This window comes from Streptomyces sp. NPDC054866, from assembly GCF_053610745.1.
In genome coordinates this window covers 114,579-131,059 of sequence record NZ_JBSGZA010000008.1, presented here as the reverse complement: position 1 = coordinate 131,059, position 16,481 = coordinate 114,579, and the positions used below count along the sequence as shown (strand labels likewise).

The 16,481-nt window shown below is 71.0% G+C and carries 9 protein-coding genes; 4 read left to right on the top strand and 5 right to left on the bottom strand.

What is annotated here, in order from left to right:
- Positions 1–428: 428 nt before the first annotated feature.
- Positions 429–1,793 carry an FAD-dependent oxidoreductase gene (locus tag ACWGI2_RS33665; protein WP_453699573.1) on the bottom strand — a complete coding sequence of 455 codons (1,365 nt, stop codon included), beginning with the start codon at positions 1,791–1,793 and terminating at the stop codon, positions 429–431.
- A gap of 264 nt (positions 1,794–2,057) precedes the next feature.
- Between ACWGI2_RS33665 and ACWGI2_RS33660 the strand changes: the two genes are divergently transcribed.
- Together ACWGI2_RS33660 and ACWGI2_RS33655 are read left to right on the top strand one after the other, a co-directional pair.
- Positions 2,058–3,017: an SMP-30/gluconolactonase/LRE family protein gene (locus ACWGI2_RS33660; protein WP_453699571.1), complete on the top strand. Its 960-nt coding sequence runs from the start codon at positions 2,058–2,060 to the stop codon at positions 3,015–3,017.
- Between the two features lie 107 nt (positions 3,018–3,124).
- The gene (locus ACWGI2_RS33655) at positions 3,125–4,570 is read left to right on the top strand and encodes a glyceraldehyde-3-phosphate dehydrogenase (protein WP_453699570.1); all 1,446 of its coding nucleotides are present in this window, start codon (positions 3,125–3,127) and stop codon (positions 4,568–4,570) included.
- 76 nt (positions 4,571–4,646) lie between these two features.
- Here ACWGI2_RS33655 and ACWGI2_RS33650 read toward each other — a convergent pair whose 3' ends face one another.
- From ACWGI2_RS33650 to ACWGI2_RS33635, 4 genes are all read right to left on the bottom strand, one after another.
- Complete coding sequence (locus tag ACWGI2_RS33650) at positions 4,647–5,927, bottom strand: PucR family transcriptional regulator (protein ID WP_453699569.1); 1,281 nt, start codon at positions 5,925–5,927, stop codon at positions 4,647–4,649.
- Between the two features lie 72 nt (positions 5,928–5,999).
- Positions 6,000–8,789 (bottom strand): LuxR C-terminal-related transcriptional regulator, encoded by a 2,790-nt coding sequence (locus ACWGI2_RS33645; protein WP_453699568.1) that lies wholly within the window; start codon positions 8,787–8,789, stop codon positions 6,000–6,002.
- A 189-nt stretch (positions 8,790–8,978) separates the two neighbouring features.
- On the bottom strand, positions 8,979–9,845 hold the full coding sequence (gene bdeA / locus ACWGI2_RS33640; protein ID WP_453699810.1) for a bis(hydroxyethyl) terephthalate hydrolase: 867 nt from the start codon (positions 9,843–9,845) through the stop codon (positions 8,979–8,981).
- A 199-nt stretch (positions 9,846–10,044) separates the two neighbouring features.
- Entirely contained in the window at positions 10,045–12,390 is a 2,346-nt protein-coding gene (locus ACWGI2_RS33635) for a collagenase (protein ID WP_453699566.1), read from the bottom strand.
- Between the two features lie 342 nt (positions 12,391–12,732).
- On the opposite strand from ACWGI2_RS33635, the gene ACWGI2_RS33630 reads away from it, so the two are divergent.
- Together ACWGI2_RS33630 and ACWGI2_RS33625 are read left to right on the top strand one after the other, a co-directional pair.
- Positions 12,733–13,404: a GntR family transcriptional regulator gene (locus tag ACWGI2_RS33630; RefSeq protein ID WP_453699565.1), complete on the top strand. Its 672-nt coding sequence runs from the start codon at positions 12,733–12,735 to the stop codon at positions 13,402–13,404.
- A 167-nt stretch (positions 13,405–13,571) separates the two neighbouring features.
- Positions 13,572–16,277 carry a discoidin domain-containing protein gene (locus ACWGI2_RS33625; protein WP_453699564.1) on the top strand — a complete coding sequence of 902 codons (2,706 nt, stop codon included), beginning with the start codon at positions 13,572–13,574 and terminating at the stop codon, positions 16,275–16,277.
- The last annotated feature ends 204 nt before the right edge of the window (positions 16,278–16,481 follow it).

Here is a 16,481-nt window from a genome sequence, read left to right as displayed (position 1 = left end):
GGAACACATTTCGGCGCCTGGAGACAACACAGGCGGCGAAAACCGCGACCCCCATGACGAGGAATGGCGGGAACACGATCGCCACGGCCCCTATGCGCAGGGGCGTCGCCGAAGGAACTGACGCACAGGACAAAGTCCACGTCCCCGTCTGCGGCAGCGTAGGCGGGGACGTGGCGTGAGGGCTGCTCACGCGGGCTGGAGCGGGGCGGCCTGCAACTCGACGAGCAGACGGCTCGCGCCGGGCGACAGCTCCCCCGACGGGCACATGGGGCTCGACCATCTCAACCCAGTGGCCGACGCTCTCGACGTGAAGCGTCAGTTCATGCTCGCGCGGTGGAATCAGGGCGCCTCACCGGTGGGAGACCTGGACGCCTGCCAATCCCCCACCAGTTTCGGGACAGCCTGTCTTTAGGCGCCCATAGGCGCCCTCAGGCCCCGCTCGCCTTGAGCATGTCCTCGCGTTCGACGATCTTCACGCGCTCGCGCTCCTCCGCCTCGCCGAGGGCCTTCTCCGCGGCGTCGAGGCGGTACCAGCCATCCCACGTGGTGAAGCGGACGTTCCGGTCGCCGAGGAAGGCCTCGACTGCTGCCGGGTCGGGGGCCGTGGGCGTGTGCAGGCGGGCGTTTGCGTGGTCGTCCAGGAGGCTGGCGACCGTCTCGTTGGCGTCGCCCTTGGTGTGGCCGATGAGGCCCACGGGACCGCGGCGGATCCAGCCGGTGACGTACGTCGACTGCAGGTGCTCGCCGGTCTCCTCGATGACCCGGCCGCCCTTGTCCGGCACCGTGCCCGACGCGATGTCCCAGGGCAGCTTGGGCAGCTCGTCGGAGAGGTAGCCCACGGCGCGGTAGACGGCGCCGAGGTCCCACTCCTTGAACTCGCCGGTCCCCTTGACGTTGCCGGTGCCGTCGAGGGCGGTGCGCTCGGTGCGCAGGCCGACGACCTTGCCGTCCTCGCCGAGGATCTCGGTCGGCGACTCGAAGAAGTGCAGGAAGAGCTTGTGCGGACGGTCGCCGACGTCGCGGATGGCCCAGTTCTCCAGGGTCTTGGCCACCATGTCGGCCTGCTTGTTGCCGCGCCGGGTCGCGATCGAACCGTCGTCGTAGTCGATGTCCTCGGGGTCGACGATGACCTCGATGTTCGGGGAGTGGTCGAGCTCCCGCAGCTCCATCGGGCTGAACTTGGCCTGGGCGGGGCCGCGACGCCCGAAGACGTGCACCTCGCGCGCCTTGTTGACCTTGAGCCCCTCGTGGACGTTCGGCGGGATCTCGGTCGGCAGGAGCTCTTCCGCGGTCTTGGCCAGGATGCGGGCCACGTCCAGCGCCACGTTGCCGACACCGAGGACGGCGACCTTCTCCGCGTCGAGCGGCCAGGTGCGCGGGACGTCCGGGTGGCCGTCGTACCAGGAGACGAAGTCCGCGGCGCCGTGCGAGCCGTCGAGGTCGATGCCGGGGATGTCGAGCGCCCGGTCGGCCGTCGCGCCGGTGGAGAAGATCACCGCGTCGTAGAAGCTGCGCAGATCGTCCAGGTCGATGTCGTTCGGGTAGTCGACGTTGCCGAAGAAGCGGATCTGAGGCTTGTCCAGGACCTGATGCAGGGCCGTGATGATGCCCTTGATCCGCGGGTGGTCGGGGGCGACGCCGTAGCGGATGAGGCCGAAGGGCGCGGGCATCCGCTCGAAGAGGTCGATCGACACACCGGGCTCGACCGCCGCTGCGGATTTCAGCAGCGCGTCGGCGGCGTAGATGCCGGCCGGACCGGCTCCGACAACGGCTACCCGCAGAGGGCGAGACATGATCAGGTTTCCCTTCGAGCGAAGACATGGGGCTCGTGGGGAAGCCTAAACTAAGGCAATCCTAAGTTAGTACCCGGCCTTGACCTATGACCTCATAAGGACGGCTTATGGGGTCGCGAAGGTGGGGTTTGAGCCGCAGGTCGCACGCGGGAGCGGGACGCCAGGGAACCCGGGACACGGCCACCTCGTTGTCAACATGCCTTACGCGCAACAGAGTTGAGGCCGCTGAAGCTCCCACCCCCGCTCTCCACGGAGGCCCGGAACATGACCCGCGATCACCGGAATCACCCCCAGCCGTCCCGGCGCACCCTTCTCGGCGGCGCCACCCTCGCAGCCCTCACGGTGGCGACCGGCGCCGGAACGGCCGGGGCGGCCACCGCCACACAGGGCGCCACATGGCCGACCGAGTTCCCGCTCCCCGACGGCTTCCTCCCCGAGGGGATAGCCATCGGCAGACGGCCGTACGCCTACATGGGCTCGCGCGCCAACGGCGCCGTCTACCGCACCGACCTGCGCACCGGCCGGGGCGAGGTCTTCTACGAGGGGGCCGCGGGCATGGTGGCGGTCGGCCTGAAGGTGGACGACGACGGCCTGCTCTACATCGCCGGGAACACCGGGGTCGCGCGAGTCCTCGACACCCGCAGCGGCAAGCTCGTGGCCACGTACCAACTCACCGAAGCCGCAGGCCACTTCATCAATGACGTGGCCCTGCTCGGCGACCGCGCCTGGTTCACCGACTCCCGTGACAGCGTGCTCCACGGAGTGCCGCGCGGCGGCAAGGGCAAGGTGCGCGCGCTGCCGCTCGGCGGCGACTGGGTGCAGACCCCGGACGTGATCAACGCCAACGGCATCGTCGGCACCCCCGACGGCCGAGGCCTGATCGTCGTCAGCAGCTCCCCCGGCAAGCTCTACCGCGTACACCTCAAGACCGGGTACGCCACCGAGATCACGCTGGTCGGCGCGGACAACGTGGTCAACGGCGACGGCCTCCTCCGCATCGGCCGCACCCTGTACGTCGTACAGAACCGGCTGAACCTCATCAGCGTGTTCCACCTCGACGCCGAGGCGGGCACCGCCACCCTGCGCCGCACGATCACCGACCCCCGCTTCGACGTGCCCACCACCGCGGCCCGCTGGGGCGACCGTCTCTACCTCGTCAACGCCCGCTTCACGAGCCCTCAGGAGCCCGGGACGACGTTCAACGCCGTCGCCGTTCCCCTCTGAATCCCCCCCCGAATCCCCTCTGAAGCGCGGGCGGGCGGCACCCATTGCATGATCAAAAGCAGCGTCGGGTTAGCATATGAGCGCCGCCTAGCTCGAAAGATACTTCTGTGACTGTCAATGACGACTCGTTCACCAATTGGAAGCACCGCGAGGAGATCGCGGAGTCGATGATCCCGATCATCGGGAAGCTGCACCGGGAGCGGGACGTCACCGTCCTGCTCCACAGCCGCTCCTTGGTGAACAAGTCGGTGGTCAGCCTCCTGAAGACCCACCGATTCGCCCGGCAGATAGCCGGCGAGGAACTCTCCGTCACCGAGACGCTGCCGTTCCTCCAGGCCCTCACCACGCTCGATCTCGGCCCTTCGCAGATCGACCTCGGCCTGCTCGCGGAGGCATACAGGACCGACGACCGCGGTCTGTCGGTCGCGGAGTTCACCGCCGAGGCCGTCGCCGGTGCCACGGGCGAGAACAAGATCGAGAGCCGCGAGGGACGCGACGTCGTCCTCTACGGCTTCGGTCGCATCGGCCGCCTCGTCGCCCGCCTGCTCATCGAGAAGGCCGGTTCCGGCAACGGCCTTCGCCTGCGCGCCGTCGTCGTCCGCAAGGGCGGCGAGCAGGACATCGTCAAGCGCGCCTCGCTGCTGCGCCGTGACTCCATCCACGGCCAGTTCCAGGGCACGATCACCGTCGACGAGGCGAACAGCACGATCATCGCCAACGGCAACGAGATCAAGGTCATCTACGCCAACGACCCCTCCGAGGTCGACTACACGGCGTACGGCATCAAGGACGCCATCCTCATCGACAACACCGGCAAGTGGCGCGACCGCGAGGGGCTCTCCAAGCACCTGCGCCCCGGTGTCGACAAGGTCGTCCTGACGGCGCCGGGCAAGGGCGACGTCCCGAACATCGTGCACGGCGTCAACCACGACACGATCAAGCCGGACGAGCAGATCCTGTCCTGCGCCTCCTGCACCACGAACGCGATCGTGCCGCCCCTGAAGGCCATGGCCGACGAGTACGGCGTGCTGCGTGGCCATGTGGAGACGGTCCACTCGTTCACCAACGACCAGAACCTCCTGGACAACTTCCACAAGGCCGACCGCCGCGGCCGCTCCGCGCCGCTGAACATGGTGATCACCGAGACCGGTGCGGCCTCCGCCGTCGCCAAGGCTCTGCCCGATCTCAAGGCTCCGATCACCGGCAGCTCGATCCGCGTCCCCGTTCCGGACGTCTCGATCGCCATCCTGAGCCTGCGCCTGGGCCGCGAGACCACCCGCGAAGAAGTCCTCGAGCACCTCCGCGACGTCTCGCTGCACTCGCCGCTGAAGCGTCAGATCGACTTCACGACCGCTCCCGACGCCGTCTCCATGGACTTCGTCGGCTCGCGCCACGCCTCGATCGTCGACGCGGGCGCCACCAAGGTCGACGGCGACAACGCGATCCTCTACCTCTGGTACGACAACGAGTTCGGCTACTCGTGCCAGGTCATCCGCGTCGTCCAGCACGTCTCCGGCGTGGAGTACCCGACGTACCCGGTGCCGGTGGTCTGACACCGGCCCTGACACGGGCGTACGGCTCCGCGGTGGGCGGCAAGGGATTCCCTTGCCGCCCACCGCCGTTTCGCGCTCACCCACCCAGCAGCCTGCGCGCCCCGAGCGCCAGCGATATCTCCACCAGGTCGCCGACCCGGGTGAGGTTCCGGCCGGTCAACTGCTCGACGCGGCGAAGGCGGTTGAGGACGGTGTTGCGGTGGCAGTAGAGGCGGGCGCCCGCACGCTGCGCGGAGCCGTCGGTCTCCAGCCAGACGACGAGCGTGTCGAGCAGGAGGTCCCGGTCGGCGGGGTCGAGGGACCGTAACGGGCCGAGTACGCGCTCGGCGAGCGCTTCCGCCAGCTCGGGCGACGAGACGACGAGGGCGTCGGGCAGACGTTCGTCCAGGAGTACGGTGCCGCCGCTGCGGGGGCATGCGCGCAGCGCCGTGTCGGCGAGGCGGCGGGCGTGCGGGACGGCGGCCAGGCCCTCCACGGGTGAGCCGATGCCGGCGCGGGCCCCGGTGGGCAGAGCGAGGCCAGCGCCGAGTGCGGACAGTTCGGCCGCCGGGTCGCCTTCGGCGTCGCCGAGCAGGACCAGGGCGTACTGGGTGTCGGGGCCGGAGTGGCGCAGGGCCCGTGTCCCCGGCGGCAGGGTGAGGACGCACTCCTCTCCCGCCAGGGCGATCACGGCGTACCACCCGTCCTCGGGCAGGCCAAGGACTTCGGCGGCGGTGGGCAGATCGGTGAGGCGGGCGCTTCCGTCGAGGAGGCTCGCCGTCAGGAGCCGCATCCGGTTCTCGTGCCGCCAGGCGATGCGGCGCTCGGTGCGGCGGTAGGCGTCGGCGACCACGCCGCAGTGTTCGTCGACGAAGTTCCATACGTCCGTGGCGACATGGATGAGCAGGCGCATGTCGTCGGGGTTGCCGCGCGAGACCTCCTCGACCAGGCCCTGCCACACCATCGCCCCGCCGAGCCGGAAGGCGTGCAGCAACGCGTCGAGCGGCAGGCCCCGTTCGGCGCGCACCCCGGCGATCTGCATGGACGTGCGGTGGGCGGCCTCCCTGGTCTCCCCCGGCTGGAGGAGCGAGGTGACGCTGTACCGCAGGGAGCGGTGCACCTCCTGCCACACCTCGGTGGGGCGGGCCTCGATGTCGGCCCGGTAGGCGGGCTCCTGCTCGCGCAGTTCCGCGACGAGCCGGTCGGTCATCGCGGGCAGGTCCCTCAGCAGGGCGCGGGCCGCGCGGTGCAGTACGGCGACGGCCTCGGCGTCGAGGAGGGAACGGGCGCCCGGTGCGAGCGGGGCGATCGGGGCGATCGGGGCGATGGCGGGCACTTCGTGCAGGGGCCCGCCCCGTGACCGCAGGACGTGTGGCATGGGGCCTCCACGGGAAATGTGCACGCCGGATCTTCCTGACGCCCGAAGAATGGCATACCGCCCAGTCGGTACCTAGAGGTGTGCGGCAATCTCCTCATCACGGTCCGGCAACCCTCCGTCGCCGGCGAGCAGCCGGGACAGCTCGACGCGGGAGCGTACGCCGAGCGCGGCGAACACATTGCGCAGGTGGTGGTCGACCGTGCGGTGGCTCACCGACAGGCGCACGGCCACTTCACGGTTGGTGGCGCCCTCCGCCACATGACGGGCGATGCGCTGCTGTTGCGGGGTCAGTGCGGCGAGCGGTCCCGGTCCCGGTCTCGGTCCCGGCTCCCCCGCGACCGCCTCGCCCGCGGCGCGGAGTTCGCCGCGGCTGCGGTCCGCCCAGGCGCGTGCGCCGCACCGCTCGAAGCCGACCAGCGCGTCCCGCAGCGGGCCGCGCGCCTCGCGGGTACGGCGTCTGCGGCGCAGCCACTGGCCGAACAGCAGCTGCGTACGGGCGCGTTCGAACTCGCCGGGTGAGCGGTCGTGGTGCGCGAGGGCACTCTCGTACGCGGCGGCCGTCTGCTGCGGCGGGGCCAGCAGGGCGCGGCAGCGGGCCAGTTGGGCCGGAGCGAGCCGGTCCGCGGTGGACTCGGTCCAGCGGGTGAACTCGGCTGTGGCGCTGTGGGCCTCTGCTGTGCGCCCGGCCTGTACGGCTGCTTCGACGAAGCAGGGGACGGCCAGCATCCTGACGGCGAAGTGCCCGCGCCGGGGCCCCGGGGCGACCAGAGGTGCGAGGCGGGCCGCCGCGTCGCCTGGGCGCCCGGCCGCGAGATCCGCTCGGGCGACGGCCCAGACGGCGAGCGTGGCGGCCTGGTTGAGGCCGTGGGGTCCGGCGCCCTCGGCGGCGGCCGCCGCGTGCCCGGCGCAGGCCTCCGCGTCACCCTCCACGGACGCGGCGAGCGCGAGGACGGCGTGCAGGGAGGCAGCGACGTTGGGCTGCCCGGTGCGGTGCGCGGCCTTGAGCCCATCGAGGGCGTGGGCCCGGGCCGTGGTGTGGCGCCCCGCGCGCAGTTCTCCGTACGCCAGATGTTCGAGGGTGCGCGGCAGCAGGACCTCGGGCCCGTAGGCGCGTACGGCGGCCAGCGCCCTGGCGCCCGCCGCGCAGGCGGTCGCAACCTCGCCGACGACCAGGGCGGCGGCACTGGCACGCAGGAGCCCGGCCGGCCCGCCCGTCCCGGGTAACGCGTCCAGGCATCGACGCAGCAGGGCGTGGCCTTCGGCGGTGCGGCCGGAGAGGACCGCGCACATTCCGGCGCGGTACGCCTCCAGGGGCGGGTCGTCGGCGCAGGCGGGGACGCGCGCCATCGCCTCCCGGTAGGCCGCGGCGTCACCCATCGCCCAGGCCGCCTCCGCCGCGGCGATCAGCGCGTGGCGGGCCGGTTCGGGCGGGAGCAACGCGGCGGCGGTGAGCAGGGCCTCCCTGGCATCGGCGACCGGCCCGTCGGCGAGGGTCAAGAGTCCGCGCACCCGGTGGACGCCGCCGTGGGCGGGAACGGCAGCTGTGCGGGCGAGCAGGGCGCGGGCCCGGACGGGGTCCCCTGCCAGGCGGGCCGCTTCCGCCGCGTCGGCGAGCCGGTCGGTGCGCAGCGTCGTGTCGGCGGTGAGTGCCGCGGCGCGGGCCAGGGCGGAGGAACGCTCGGCGTGCGGGCGGGACGCGGTCGCAGCCGCGGCGAGGGCTTCGGCGAGCCGCGCGTCGTGATCCCCTGCGGCGCTGGCGAGTTGGACCAGGCAGGAGAGGCGGTCACGGCAGACGGCGGCGAGGCGGGCGTGGGCGGCGCGGCGGCGGGCGAGCGGGGCGCGGTGCAGTACCGCCCGGCGAAGGAGGGGGTGAGTGAAGTGGACGCGCCCACCCACTACGACGACCACCCCAGCAGCCTCAGCAGGCGCAAGCCCCACGGAACCACAGCCACCCCGCAACAACAGCTCAAACCCCGCACGCTCGGCTTCGCGCTCCCCACCCGCCGCAGCCCCCAGCGACAAAGCCGGGCCCACACCGGCCCCCTCAACCTCACGCACCGCGTCCGCCGCAGCCCGCAGCGGCGGAGCCAGCCCCTCCCCCTCCCCCTCCCCAACCCCCGCCCCCCGCAACACCAACGCCAGGTCCACCCCCGCCCCCTCAGGCTCATGCTCCCCGGCCGCCGCCGCGAGCAGCAGCAAGGCGCGGGTTGGGCCGGGGAGGTCGTCGGTGCGGGTGGCGTAGGTGGCTAGGACCTCTTCGCCGCCGGGTAGGGGGTCGGGGAGCGGGGTGCGGCCGGACAGTTGGCCGGGGGTGAGGGCCGCGGTGAGGGCGGTGAGCAGGCGCGGGTTGCCCGCGGCCTCGCGGATCAGCCAGGCTGCGACGACCGGGTCGACCGAGCCGCGGGTCAGCCCGTCGAGCAGGGCGGCGGCCGCACCGTCGTCGAGCGGACCCAGGCGCACCGTCGTGAGCCCTCCCAACTCCCCCTCCCTGGCGTGGTCTTCAGTGAAGGTCAGTAACACGGCCACGGGTCTCTCGGCGGGCAGGCGGCGCAGGTCGGCCAGGAGAGCGGACCGGGCCGCCGGGCGCCAAGTGTGCGCGTCGTCGATGCAGACCAGCAGCGGGCCCTCCCTCGGCAGCGCCGCCGGGGCCGTGGGCCGCACCGACGGGACCGGGTCGCAGATCGCCCGCGCGTACTCCACGAGCGCGGTGCGCCCGAGGCCGGGCTGCGCGACGAGGGCGAGCACGCCGCCTCGACCGGCCCGCAAGCGCCCCACCAGGGATTCCACCGCGGCGATCTCCTCGCGGCGGCCGTGCAGCTCGGGAGCCCTGAGCGCGCCGGGTACGGTCGTCGAAAGGGTCACGCCCGCACGTTACTTCCGCGTAACACAACCCGGAAGCCCCGCGTCCACCGCACTGGGCACACCACCAGCGGCAGCCTCGTCCGGGTGTGCGCGGGCACAGTCCGGGGGCAGGAGCCGGGGCGCGGCACGCGTCGTCCGCCGCCTGTCAGTCGGCGACGGACGACTGGCACCCATGACGGGTCATCAGGATCAGGAGCCGTGCGGGCAGTTGCCCCGGTACTCCTCGATCGTGAGGCTCGGCCTCGGCAGCGGGCACAGGAACTGCTCGTAGCGGGTGTCGTTGTCGATGAACCGCTTCAGCCAGGAAATGCTGTATTTCGCGATCGTCGTGTTGGACGAGTTCGGCGTGAAGTGGCTGGCGCCGTTGAGCTCCAGGTACGCCTTGTCCAAGGTGCTCGGCAGCGACTCGTAGAACGGCTCGGAGTGGGAGGACACGGGCGCGACGGTGTCACCGTCCGCACCGACCACCAGCGTCGGTGTCCGCAGCTCGGGCCAGGTCTTGTCGGAGTTCCAGCCGGTCAGCGGGATCGCCGCCTTCAGCGAGGTACGGCTCTTGGCGGCCTCCAGGCTGCCGCCGCCGCCCATCGAGTGCCCCATCACACCGAGCCGGGAGGCGTCGACGCGACCCCGCACCGAGCTCGACTTCGTCAAGTAGTCCAGCGCGGCCAGAAGTTGGCGTCCCCGGCTGTCGGGCTGGTCGAGGGTCGTGTTGGTGTCGATGGTGAAGACGACGAAGCCCTGGGAGGCGAGCCGCGGCCCGAGCCAGGCGATGCTCGACTGGTAGGCGGTGAAGCCCGGGGAGATGACGACCGCGCCGAAGGTGCCGTCGGCGGTGGACGTCGGGTAGTAGACCGTGCCGCCGCCGAAGCCGGACACGCTCAGCGACGAGACGCTGGTCTGCGAGACGGCGTACGAGCCGCGCGCGGCCTCGATGCTGGAGACGGTGGGTGCGGGGCCGCGCTCGTACGGGTTGTCCGCGGCGGCCTGGGCGCCGGGCGCGAGGCCGGTGCCGAGGAGTCCCGCGGTGGCGACCGCGGCGGCCAGAGCGGCCCGCATCACAGGGCGGGAGAAGACGTGCAGGCGCACGGAGGGGTCCTCTCGGTAGTGGCGGAGCCACCCGGGAGAGGAGGTACACCCCGGTGGAGACCGCCGTGTTCGTTGGCGGTCCCCACCGTGGCGGTGCCGACGGGGTGCCGACATCGGCGAAATCACCGGTGTCGCGCACGGATGCCGTCCGCCGGCACGGGGATGGCTGTCAGCCGCGCAGGGGGCCCTCGCACGTGTAGTGCGACGTCCCGGCGCGGCCGTTGGTCCAGATGTCCACCTCGCCGAAGGCGCAGTTCATGTCGGTGAGGTTGTTGTCGCCGCCCGCGGCCCGGTCGAGGATGAAGTAGTCGACGGTCTCGGACATGTCCTTGAAGACGAGGTCGGGGCTTGCCGCGTCACTGAGGTTCGCGGTGATCCGGCCGGTGCACACGAACCGCGGGCGGCCCGGCGCGCTGATGGAACGGCAATCGGGTGTGATGCCGGTCGTCGCGACGAACGAGGAGCGGACCTGCTCGGCCGTGCTGTCACGCAGCTGGTCGACGGGGACGTACTTGGTGTCGGGTACGAACAGGTCGTCGACGTGCGCGATCTGCTTGTCGAGGAAGGCGTCGTAGGCGCTCTGCAGCCCTGAGTCCCGGCCGAGGCGGTCGCGCCACGCGTCGAAGGCGCCCGGGTTGTCGGAGCGCAGGTGGCGGTACATCTCCTTGATCAGCGCGGGGCGTTCGGTCCACAGGAACTCGAAAAAGGCGCCCGCGTAGTCGTAGAAGCGGAAGCCGTCACCGTCGTAGGTGGCGTGCAGCAGCTGGTTCACGGTCATGCGCGGCCCGCCGCCCGCGGTGTCGTCGATGATGCCCTGGATCAGGGACTTGCGGACCTTGATGCCGTCGTCGCGCGTGGCACCGTCGAAGAACTCCGCCGTGCCCTCGTCCATCGCGGTCGTCCGGTCACCCTCGTACCACGGCCCCTCGCCGAAGAAGCCGGGCACCGCCCAGCGGCCGTTGAGGTAGTGCGTGTACTCGTGGCGGAACAGCTCCTCGAGCGTCAGCGAGGAGTCCTGGGGAACACGCCGCTGGTAGGTGTAGAAGGTCGCGCCCCGCTCGATGTAGACGCCGCCGTTGTCGGTGCCCATGCCGGTCAGCAGCGGATGGTAGTTCTCGTAGTCGGCGCGGGAGGCGTAAAGGACCGTGGTCAGGCTTGCGTTGGGGTCGCCCTTGAGCGGCTCCTGGGTACCGACGACGCGGTGGAACTGGGCCTTGACTTGCTTGCTCGCGTAGTAGAGCTGGTCGACGGTGGCACGGTCGAGGGCGGTGCGGACCTTCATTCCGCCCTCGTCGTACGTATAGGTCTGCGGGAAGACGCGGCGCTCGATGTCGTCCCTGCACACCTTGTACGGCTTGCAGGCCTCGAATTCGATCAGCCAGGTGACGACCTTCGCCCACGGCGCGCTGCCGTCACCGAAGTTGCGGGCGGTGGTGTCCAGGAGCGGGCCGAGCCCGGCGACGATCTCGGAGCGCAGGGCGTCGATCTGGCCCATGCGCCCGTACTCGCTCACCGCGTCGCGCACCACCCAGGCGTTGGGCTTGCCCTTGAGGTGGGTGTGCCCGGCGAACGCCTTGAAGGCCGCGCGATAGGAGGGGTCGGCGGCCACCGCGGCGCGGAAGGCGCTGTCCTGGTTGCCGGGGTAGACACCGAGGTAGTTCAGGGTGAGCGCGGAGAGGGCGGCGCCGGCCCAGCTGCGGTCCTGGGCGGTGTCGGGATGAGCGGCGTCCATCGTGGCCAGGACCCGCTTGACGAGCGGGAGTTGGTACTGGCGCAGACCTGCCGCACTGGCCGCGGTGAGTGCCTCGCGGAGCGTCTCGGCGTTGGAGCGGGTGACGTCGAAGGCGTGCGGGGCCGTACCGAAAGCGTCTACGGCGCGGCGCATGGCGGCCAGGGTCGCCGGGTCGGTGAGGTCGACCTCGTCGTGCGAGAAGCCCTGGTAGGAGACGGCGTGCAGGTAGGTGAACATCTCAAGGAGGTGGCTGCCGTTGGTGCCGTCGTGGGATGCGGCGAGCTGGGTGACGCGCTGGGAGACGGCCTGGATGTGCGCGGCCGACATGACCGGGGCGAGGCGCCGGTCCCAGTTCCAGATGAGCCCCCGCAGACACCCGTCGGCGGTGACGGCCGGATCGGCGAGGAAGTCGACGAACTGAGCGGGCGACAGGCCCGTGACGCCGTCGAGGGTGCACGGCACCAACGCCTTGCCGACGGTGGCGCGGGGCACGCCGGCCGTGACTTTCGCCTTGTCCGTACGGGGGCCGGGGACGCGGCCTTCGGTGAGTCCGCCGGGCGCCGGGAGCTTCCGGGCGGCGGGCTTCGGGGCCTTGGCGCGGCGGTCGACCCGGTCGAAGGGGCTCGGCGCCTCAGGTCCCGGCGCGGCGGGTGACGCGGTGGCCGGACGCCGGTCGGGCGCTGGGGCGTCAGCAGCGGCGGCCGGCGCGGCGGTGGCGCACAGCGTCACGGATATCGCCGCGGCGACCACGGATCTGCGCAGGGTGGTACGGGACTGGTGCACGACAGGCTCCTGATGTGTGGGAGGTGGGGCAGAGGTGGGGCAAGCGGTGCGTGCGCGCACGACGCGGCGGCCTTCTGCCTTAACTGCCAGGCAGCTGGGGCTACTTGAGGAGAGCGGGCCGCGCCATGTGATGCGTAACGTAGTAATGTGAAATGGTACTGACAACCCCTCAGACACGGGGTGAATCACAACTCCCTTGCCGCACCCGGGTGTTCACCCTGCTCGTGGGCTCTTACGGCGCACCGGATCCTGGGGTGAGAACAAGGTGACCTTGTACGCTGGTGCACCACTCGGGGCGGGCGCGTGGGCCACGGCCTGCGGGGCCACGAAGGGATCACCACCATGGGGCACCTCACACAGCGCACCCTCGTCACTCCCCGGGAGCGGTTGCGCGATCAGGTCGCCCACCATCTGCGGGCTGCGCTGATATCGGGCGAACTGAGGCCCGGCGAGGTCTACTCGGCGCCCGTACTCGCCGAGGACTTCGGGATCTCCGCGACGCCGGTGCGCGAGGCGATGCTCGATCTGGCCCGCGAGGGCCTGGTGGAACCGGTCCGCAACAAAGGCTTCCGCGTCACCGAGGTCAACGAACGCGACCTCGACCAGTACACCGAGATCCGTACTCTCATCGAGGTCCCGATGATCGGCCGTATCACCCGGTCCGCGTCACACGCGGAGCTGGAACGGCTGCGCCCCGTGGCCGACGAGATCGTGCGCGCGGCACGGGAGCACGACCTCATCGGCTATCTCGAAGCTGACCGGCGGTTCCATCTCTCCCTGCTCGCGCTCGGCGGCAACGACCGCCTCGTCGAAACCGTCGGCGACCTGCGCAAGCGCTCCCGCCTCTACGGCTTGACGGCACTGGACGAGCGCGGCCGGCTGATCCCGTCGGCACAGGAGCACATCGAGCTCCTCGACCTGATGGTGGCGGGTGACGCGGAAGGGGCGGAACAGTGCATGACCCGCCATCTCGGGCATGTGCGCTCGCTGTGGGCCCGGGGCACCAAGGAGTAGGACCTACCCGCTGGTTCGAAGGAGCAGCGCCTACTCGCCGGTTCGAAGGAGCAGGACCTACTCGCCGGTTCGTTTGATTCTTCAACACAGCGCGCGATTCATTGACGCGGACCGTTCACATCTTTATGGTCGCCTGACCTTCCCCGGCGACCCCGCAACGGAGCACAATGAGGTCCCTCCCCCGCACGGCCCGGTTCATCGCACCCTTCCTCGTGGGTGTGCTTGCGGCAGCCGTTCCCCCCACCGCGGCGGCCGACATCGCGTCCCCGCGAGCCGAAAGGCCGACGACGCCCGCGTCCTTTGACGACGACTGGACGCTGACGTCGACCCGTATCGACGCCAAGGACACGTACCACGCCTTCGTCGGCAACGGCTATCTCGGCCAGCGCGTCGCACCCAACGGAACGGGCTACACCGCCTCCGACGCCAAGACCGGATGGCCGCTGTTCAGCCGCCGCTACGACGGTTCGTTCGTCTCCGGGCTGTACGCGCACAACAAGGACACCACCGAGAACCGCCAGGTCGCCGCGGCCATCCCCACCTGGAGCCCGCTCACGGTGTCCACCGGAGGTCCCGAGTCCGAGACGTTCACCTCCGCGACCCCGGCCTCCCGGATCTCGCACTACCGGCAGAGCCTCGACCTGCGCCGCGGCCTGGTGCGGACCGAGCTCACCTGGACGGCCGCCGACGGCCGTGCCACCGACCTCGTCTACGACGTCCTCGCGGACCGCGACAATCCCCACGTCGGCGCCGTACGCCTGCGCATGACCCCGCACTGGGACGGCGACGCGAAGGTCACCGACCGCATCGACGGACGCGGCGCCCGGCGTGTGACCGCCACCGGCGGCGGCGCCCGCTCCGGAGGGCAGACCATGGCCGTGGGGTTCCGCACCGAGGGTACGAAGACCGAAGGGACGGTCGCCTCGACGCTCCGCGCCGGGCATGGCGTGCGTACAGGAAATGAACAAACCTCAGCTCCTGCCCACAAGTTGAGTGCCCACCGGTCCCTCGGACTGCCTGTCCGGTCCGGCCGGACCTACGAGTTCACCAAGTACGTCGGCGTCGATACCGCGCTGACCTCCCGCTCCCCCGAGCGCGACGCCGTCGCGGCCTCGCAGCGTGCCGCAGGGCGCGGATGGGACGCGCTGTTCGCCGGGCACACCGCCGCCTGGCGCAAGCTGTGGCGCGGCGACATCGAGGTGCCCCGACAGAGCGACCGGGGCGAGCTCCAGTCGTGGGTGCGGTCCGCCCAGTACGGTCTCCTTTCCAGCACCCGCCCCGGCTCGGCCAACAGCATCTCCCCCACCGGCCTGAGCAGCGACAACTACGCGGGCCTCGTCTTCTGGGACGCGGAGACCTGGATGTACCCGGCGCTGCTCGCCGCGCACCCCGACCTCGCCAAGTCCGTGCTGGACTACCGCTACCGCACCCGGGACGGCGCCCGCGCCAACGCGAAGAAGCTCGGCCACCGTGGCCTCTTCTACCCCTGGACCAGCGCGAGCAAGGGCGACCTCAAGTCCGAGTGCCACAGCGTGGACCCGCCGCACTGCCGCACCCAGAACCACCTGCAGAGCGACATCGCCCTGGCGGCCTGGCAGTACTACCTCGCGACCAAGGACACCCAGTGGCTGCGCACCCGCGGCTGGCCGGTGCTCCAAGGGATCGCCGAGTTCTGGGCCGACCGCGCGACGCGCAACGCCGACGGCAGCTACTCCATCAAGGACGTCGCAGGCCCCGACGAGTACAGCAACGGCGTCGACGACGGCGTCTTCACCAACGCGGGAGCCGCCACCACCCTGCGCACCGCCAGCCACGCCGCGAAGATCCTCGGCAAGGACGCCCCGGCGAACTGGAACACCGTCGCCGACAAGCTGCGCATCCCCTACGACAAGAAGAAGCAGGTCTTCCAGCAGTACGACGGCTACAAGGGCTCGGTGATCAAGCAGGCGGACACCGTGCTGCTGATGTACCCGCTGGAGTGGCCGATGTCGAAGAAGGCCGCCACGAACACCCTCGACTACTACGCGGCCCGCACCGACCCCGACGGCCCCGCCATGACCGACTCGGTGCACGCCATCGACGCCGCCGCGATCGGCGAGCCCGGCTGCTCCGCGTACACCTACCTGACGCGTTCCATCCGGCCCTTCGTACGCGGCCCGTTCGACCTCTTCTCGGAGGCGCGCGGCGACAAGGCGGGGGCATCCGACCCGCTGTCGGGCTCCCCGGCGCAGAACTTCACGACCGGTCAGGGCGGCTTCCTCCAGGTCTTCACCAACGGCCTGACCGGGCAGCGGATGCGCGAGAACAGTGTGCACCTCGACCCCATGCTGCCGCCGCAGCTTTCCCAGGGCGTGAAGCTCAACTCCCTGCACTGGCAGGGCCGTACGTACGACATCGCCATCGGCGCCCACGAGACCACGGTGCGCCTCACCCATGGCGAACCCTTCGAGATCGAGACGCCGCAGGGTAAGCAGGTCGTCAGCCAGGGGGCTCCGGCGCACATCAAGACCCGTCGCCCGGACCTGGAGCCCACCGACAACCTCGCCAGGTGCCGTGACGCGAAGGCGAGTTCGGAGCAGCCGGGCCAGTACGCGGACGCCGCACTCGACGGCAACACCGCCACCGCCTGGGTCCCCGACACCGCCCGCGCCACCCTGACCGCGGACCTCGGCAAGGTCGCCCGTATCGCCGAGATCACCCCGCGCTGGACGGACGTGAAGCCGACGAAGCACACGGTGCGGACCTCGCTCGACGGCAAGCACTGGAAGACGGCCGACCCGGGCGGCGCCACGGCCCGCTACGTCCGCGTGACGTTCACGTCCAAGGACGCGAAGAAGCCCGCGGGCATCCAGGAGCTGACCGTCAACCGGTAGAACGCGTCGGGAACGGCGGTGGAGGCACGGAAAAGGTGTGCCTCCACCGCCGTTGCCGTTGCCGTTGCGGTTGCTAGCTTGCCGGGTGTGGCGGACAAAGCGGACGAGACTCCGAGGCTTGCGGCGCTCTACGACCCGCTGGAGGCGGACCGCAGCGACCTTTCGATGTCGCCCGCGCCAAGCCCGGCAGCGCGCGCGTGCGGT

Excerpts from the sequence above, each read along its gene's own strand:
- ACWGI2_RS33665 (WP_453699573.1), bottom strand. The coding sequence starts at position 1,793 with ATGTCTCGCCCTCTGCGGGTAGCCGTTGTCGGAGCCGGTCCGGCCGGC.
- ACWGI2_RS33660 (WP_453699571.1), top strand. The coding sequence starts at position 2,058 with ATGACCCGCGATCACCGGAATCACCCCCAGCCGTCCCGGCGCACCCTT.
- ACWGI2_RS33650 (WP_453699569.1), bottom strand. The coding sequence starts at position 5,927 with ATGCCACACGTCCTGCGGTCACGGGGCGGGCCCCTGCACGAAGTGCCC.
- bdeA (WP_453699810.1), bottom strand. The coding sequence starts at position 9,845 with ATGCGGGCCGCTCTGGCCGCCGCGGTCGCCACCGCGGGACTCCTCGGC.
- ACWGI2_RS33630 (WP_453699565.1), top strand. The coding sequence starts at position 12,733 with ATGGGGCACCTCACACAGCGCACCCTCGTCACTCCCCGGGAGCGGTTG.
- ACWGI2_RS33625 (WP_453699564.1), top strand. The coding sequence starts at position 13,572 with ATGAGGTCCCTCCCCCGCACGGCCCGGTTCATCGCACCCTTCCTCGTG.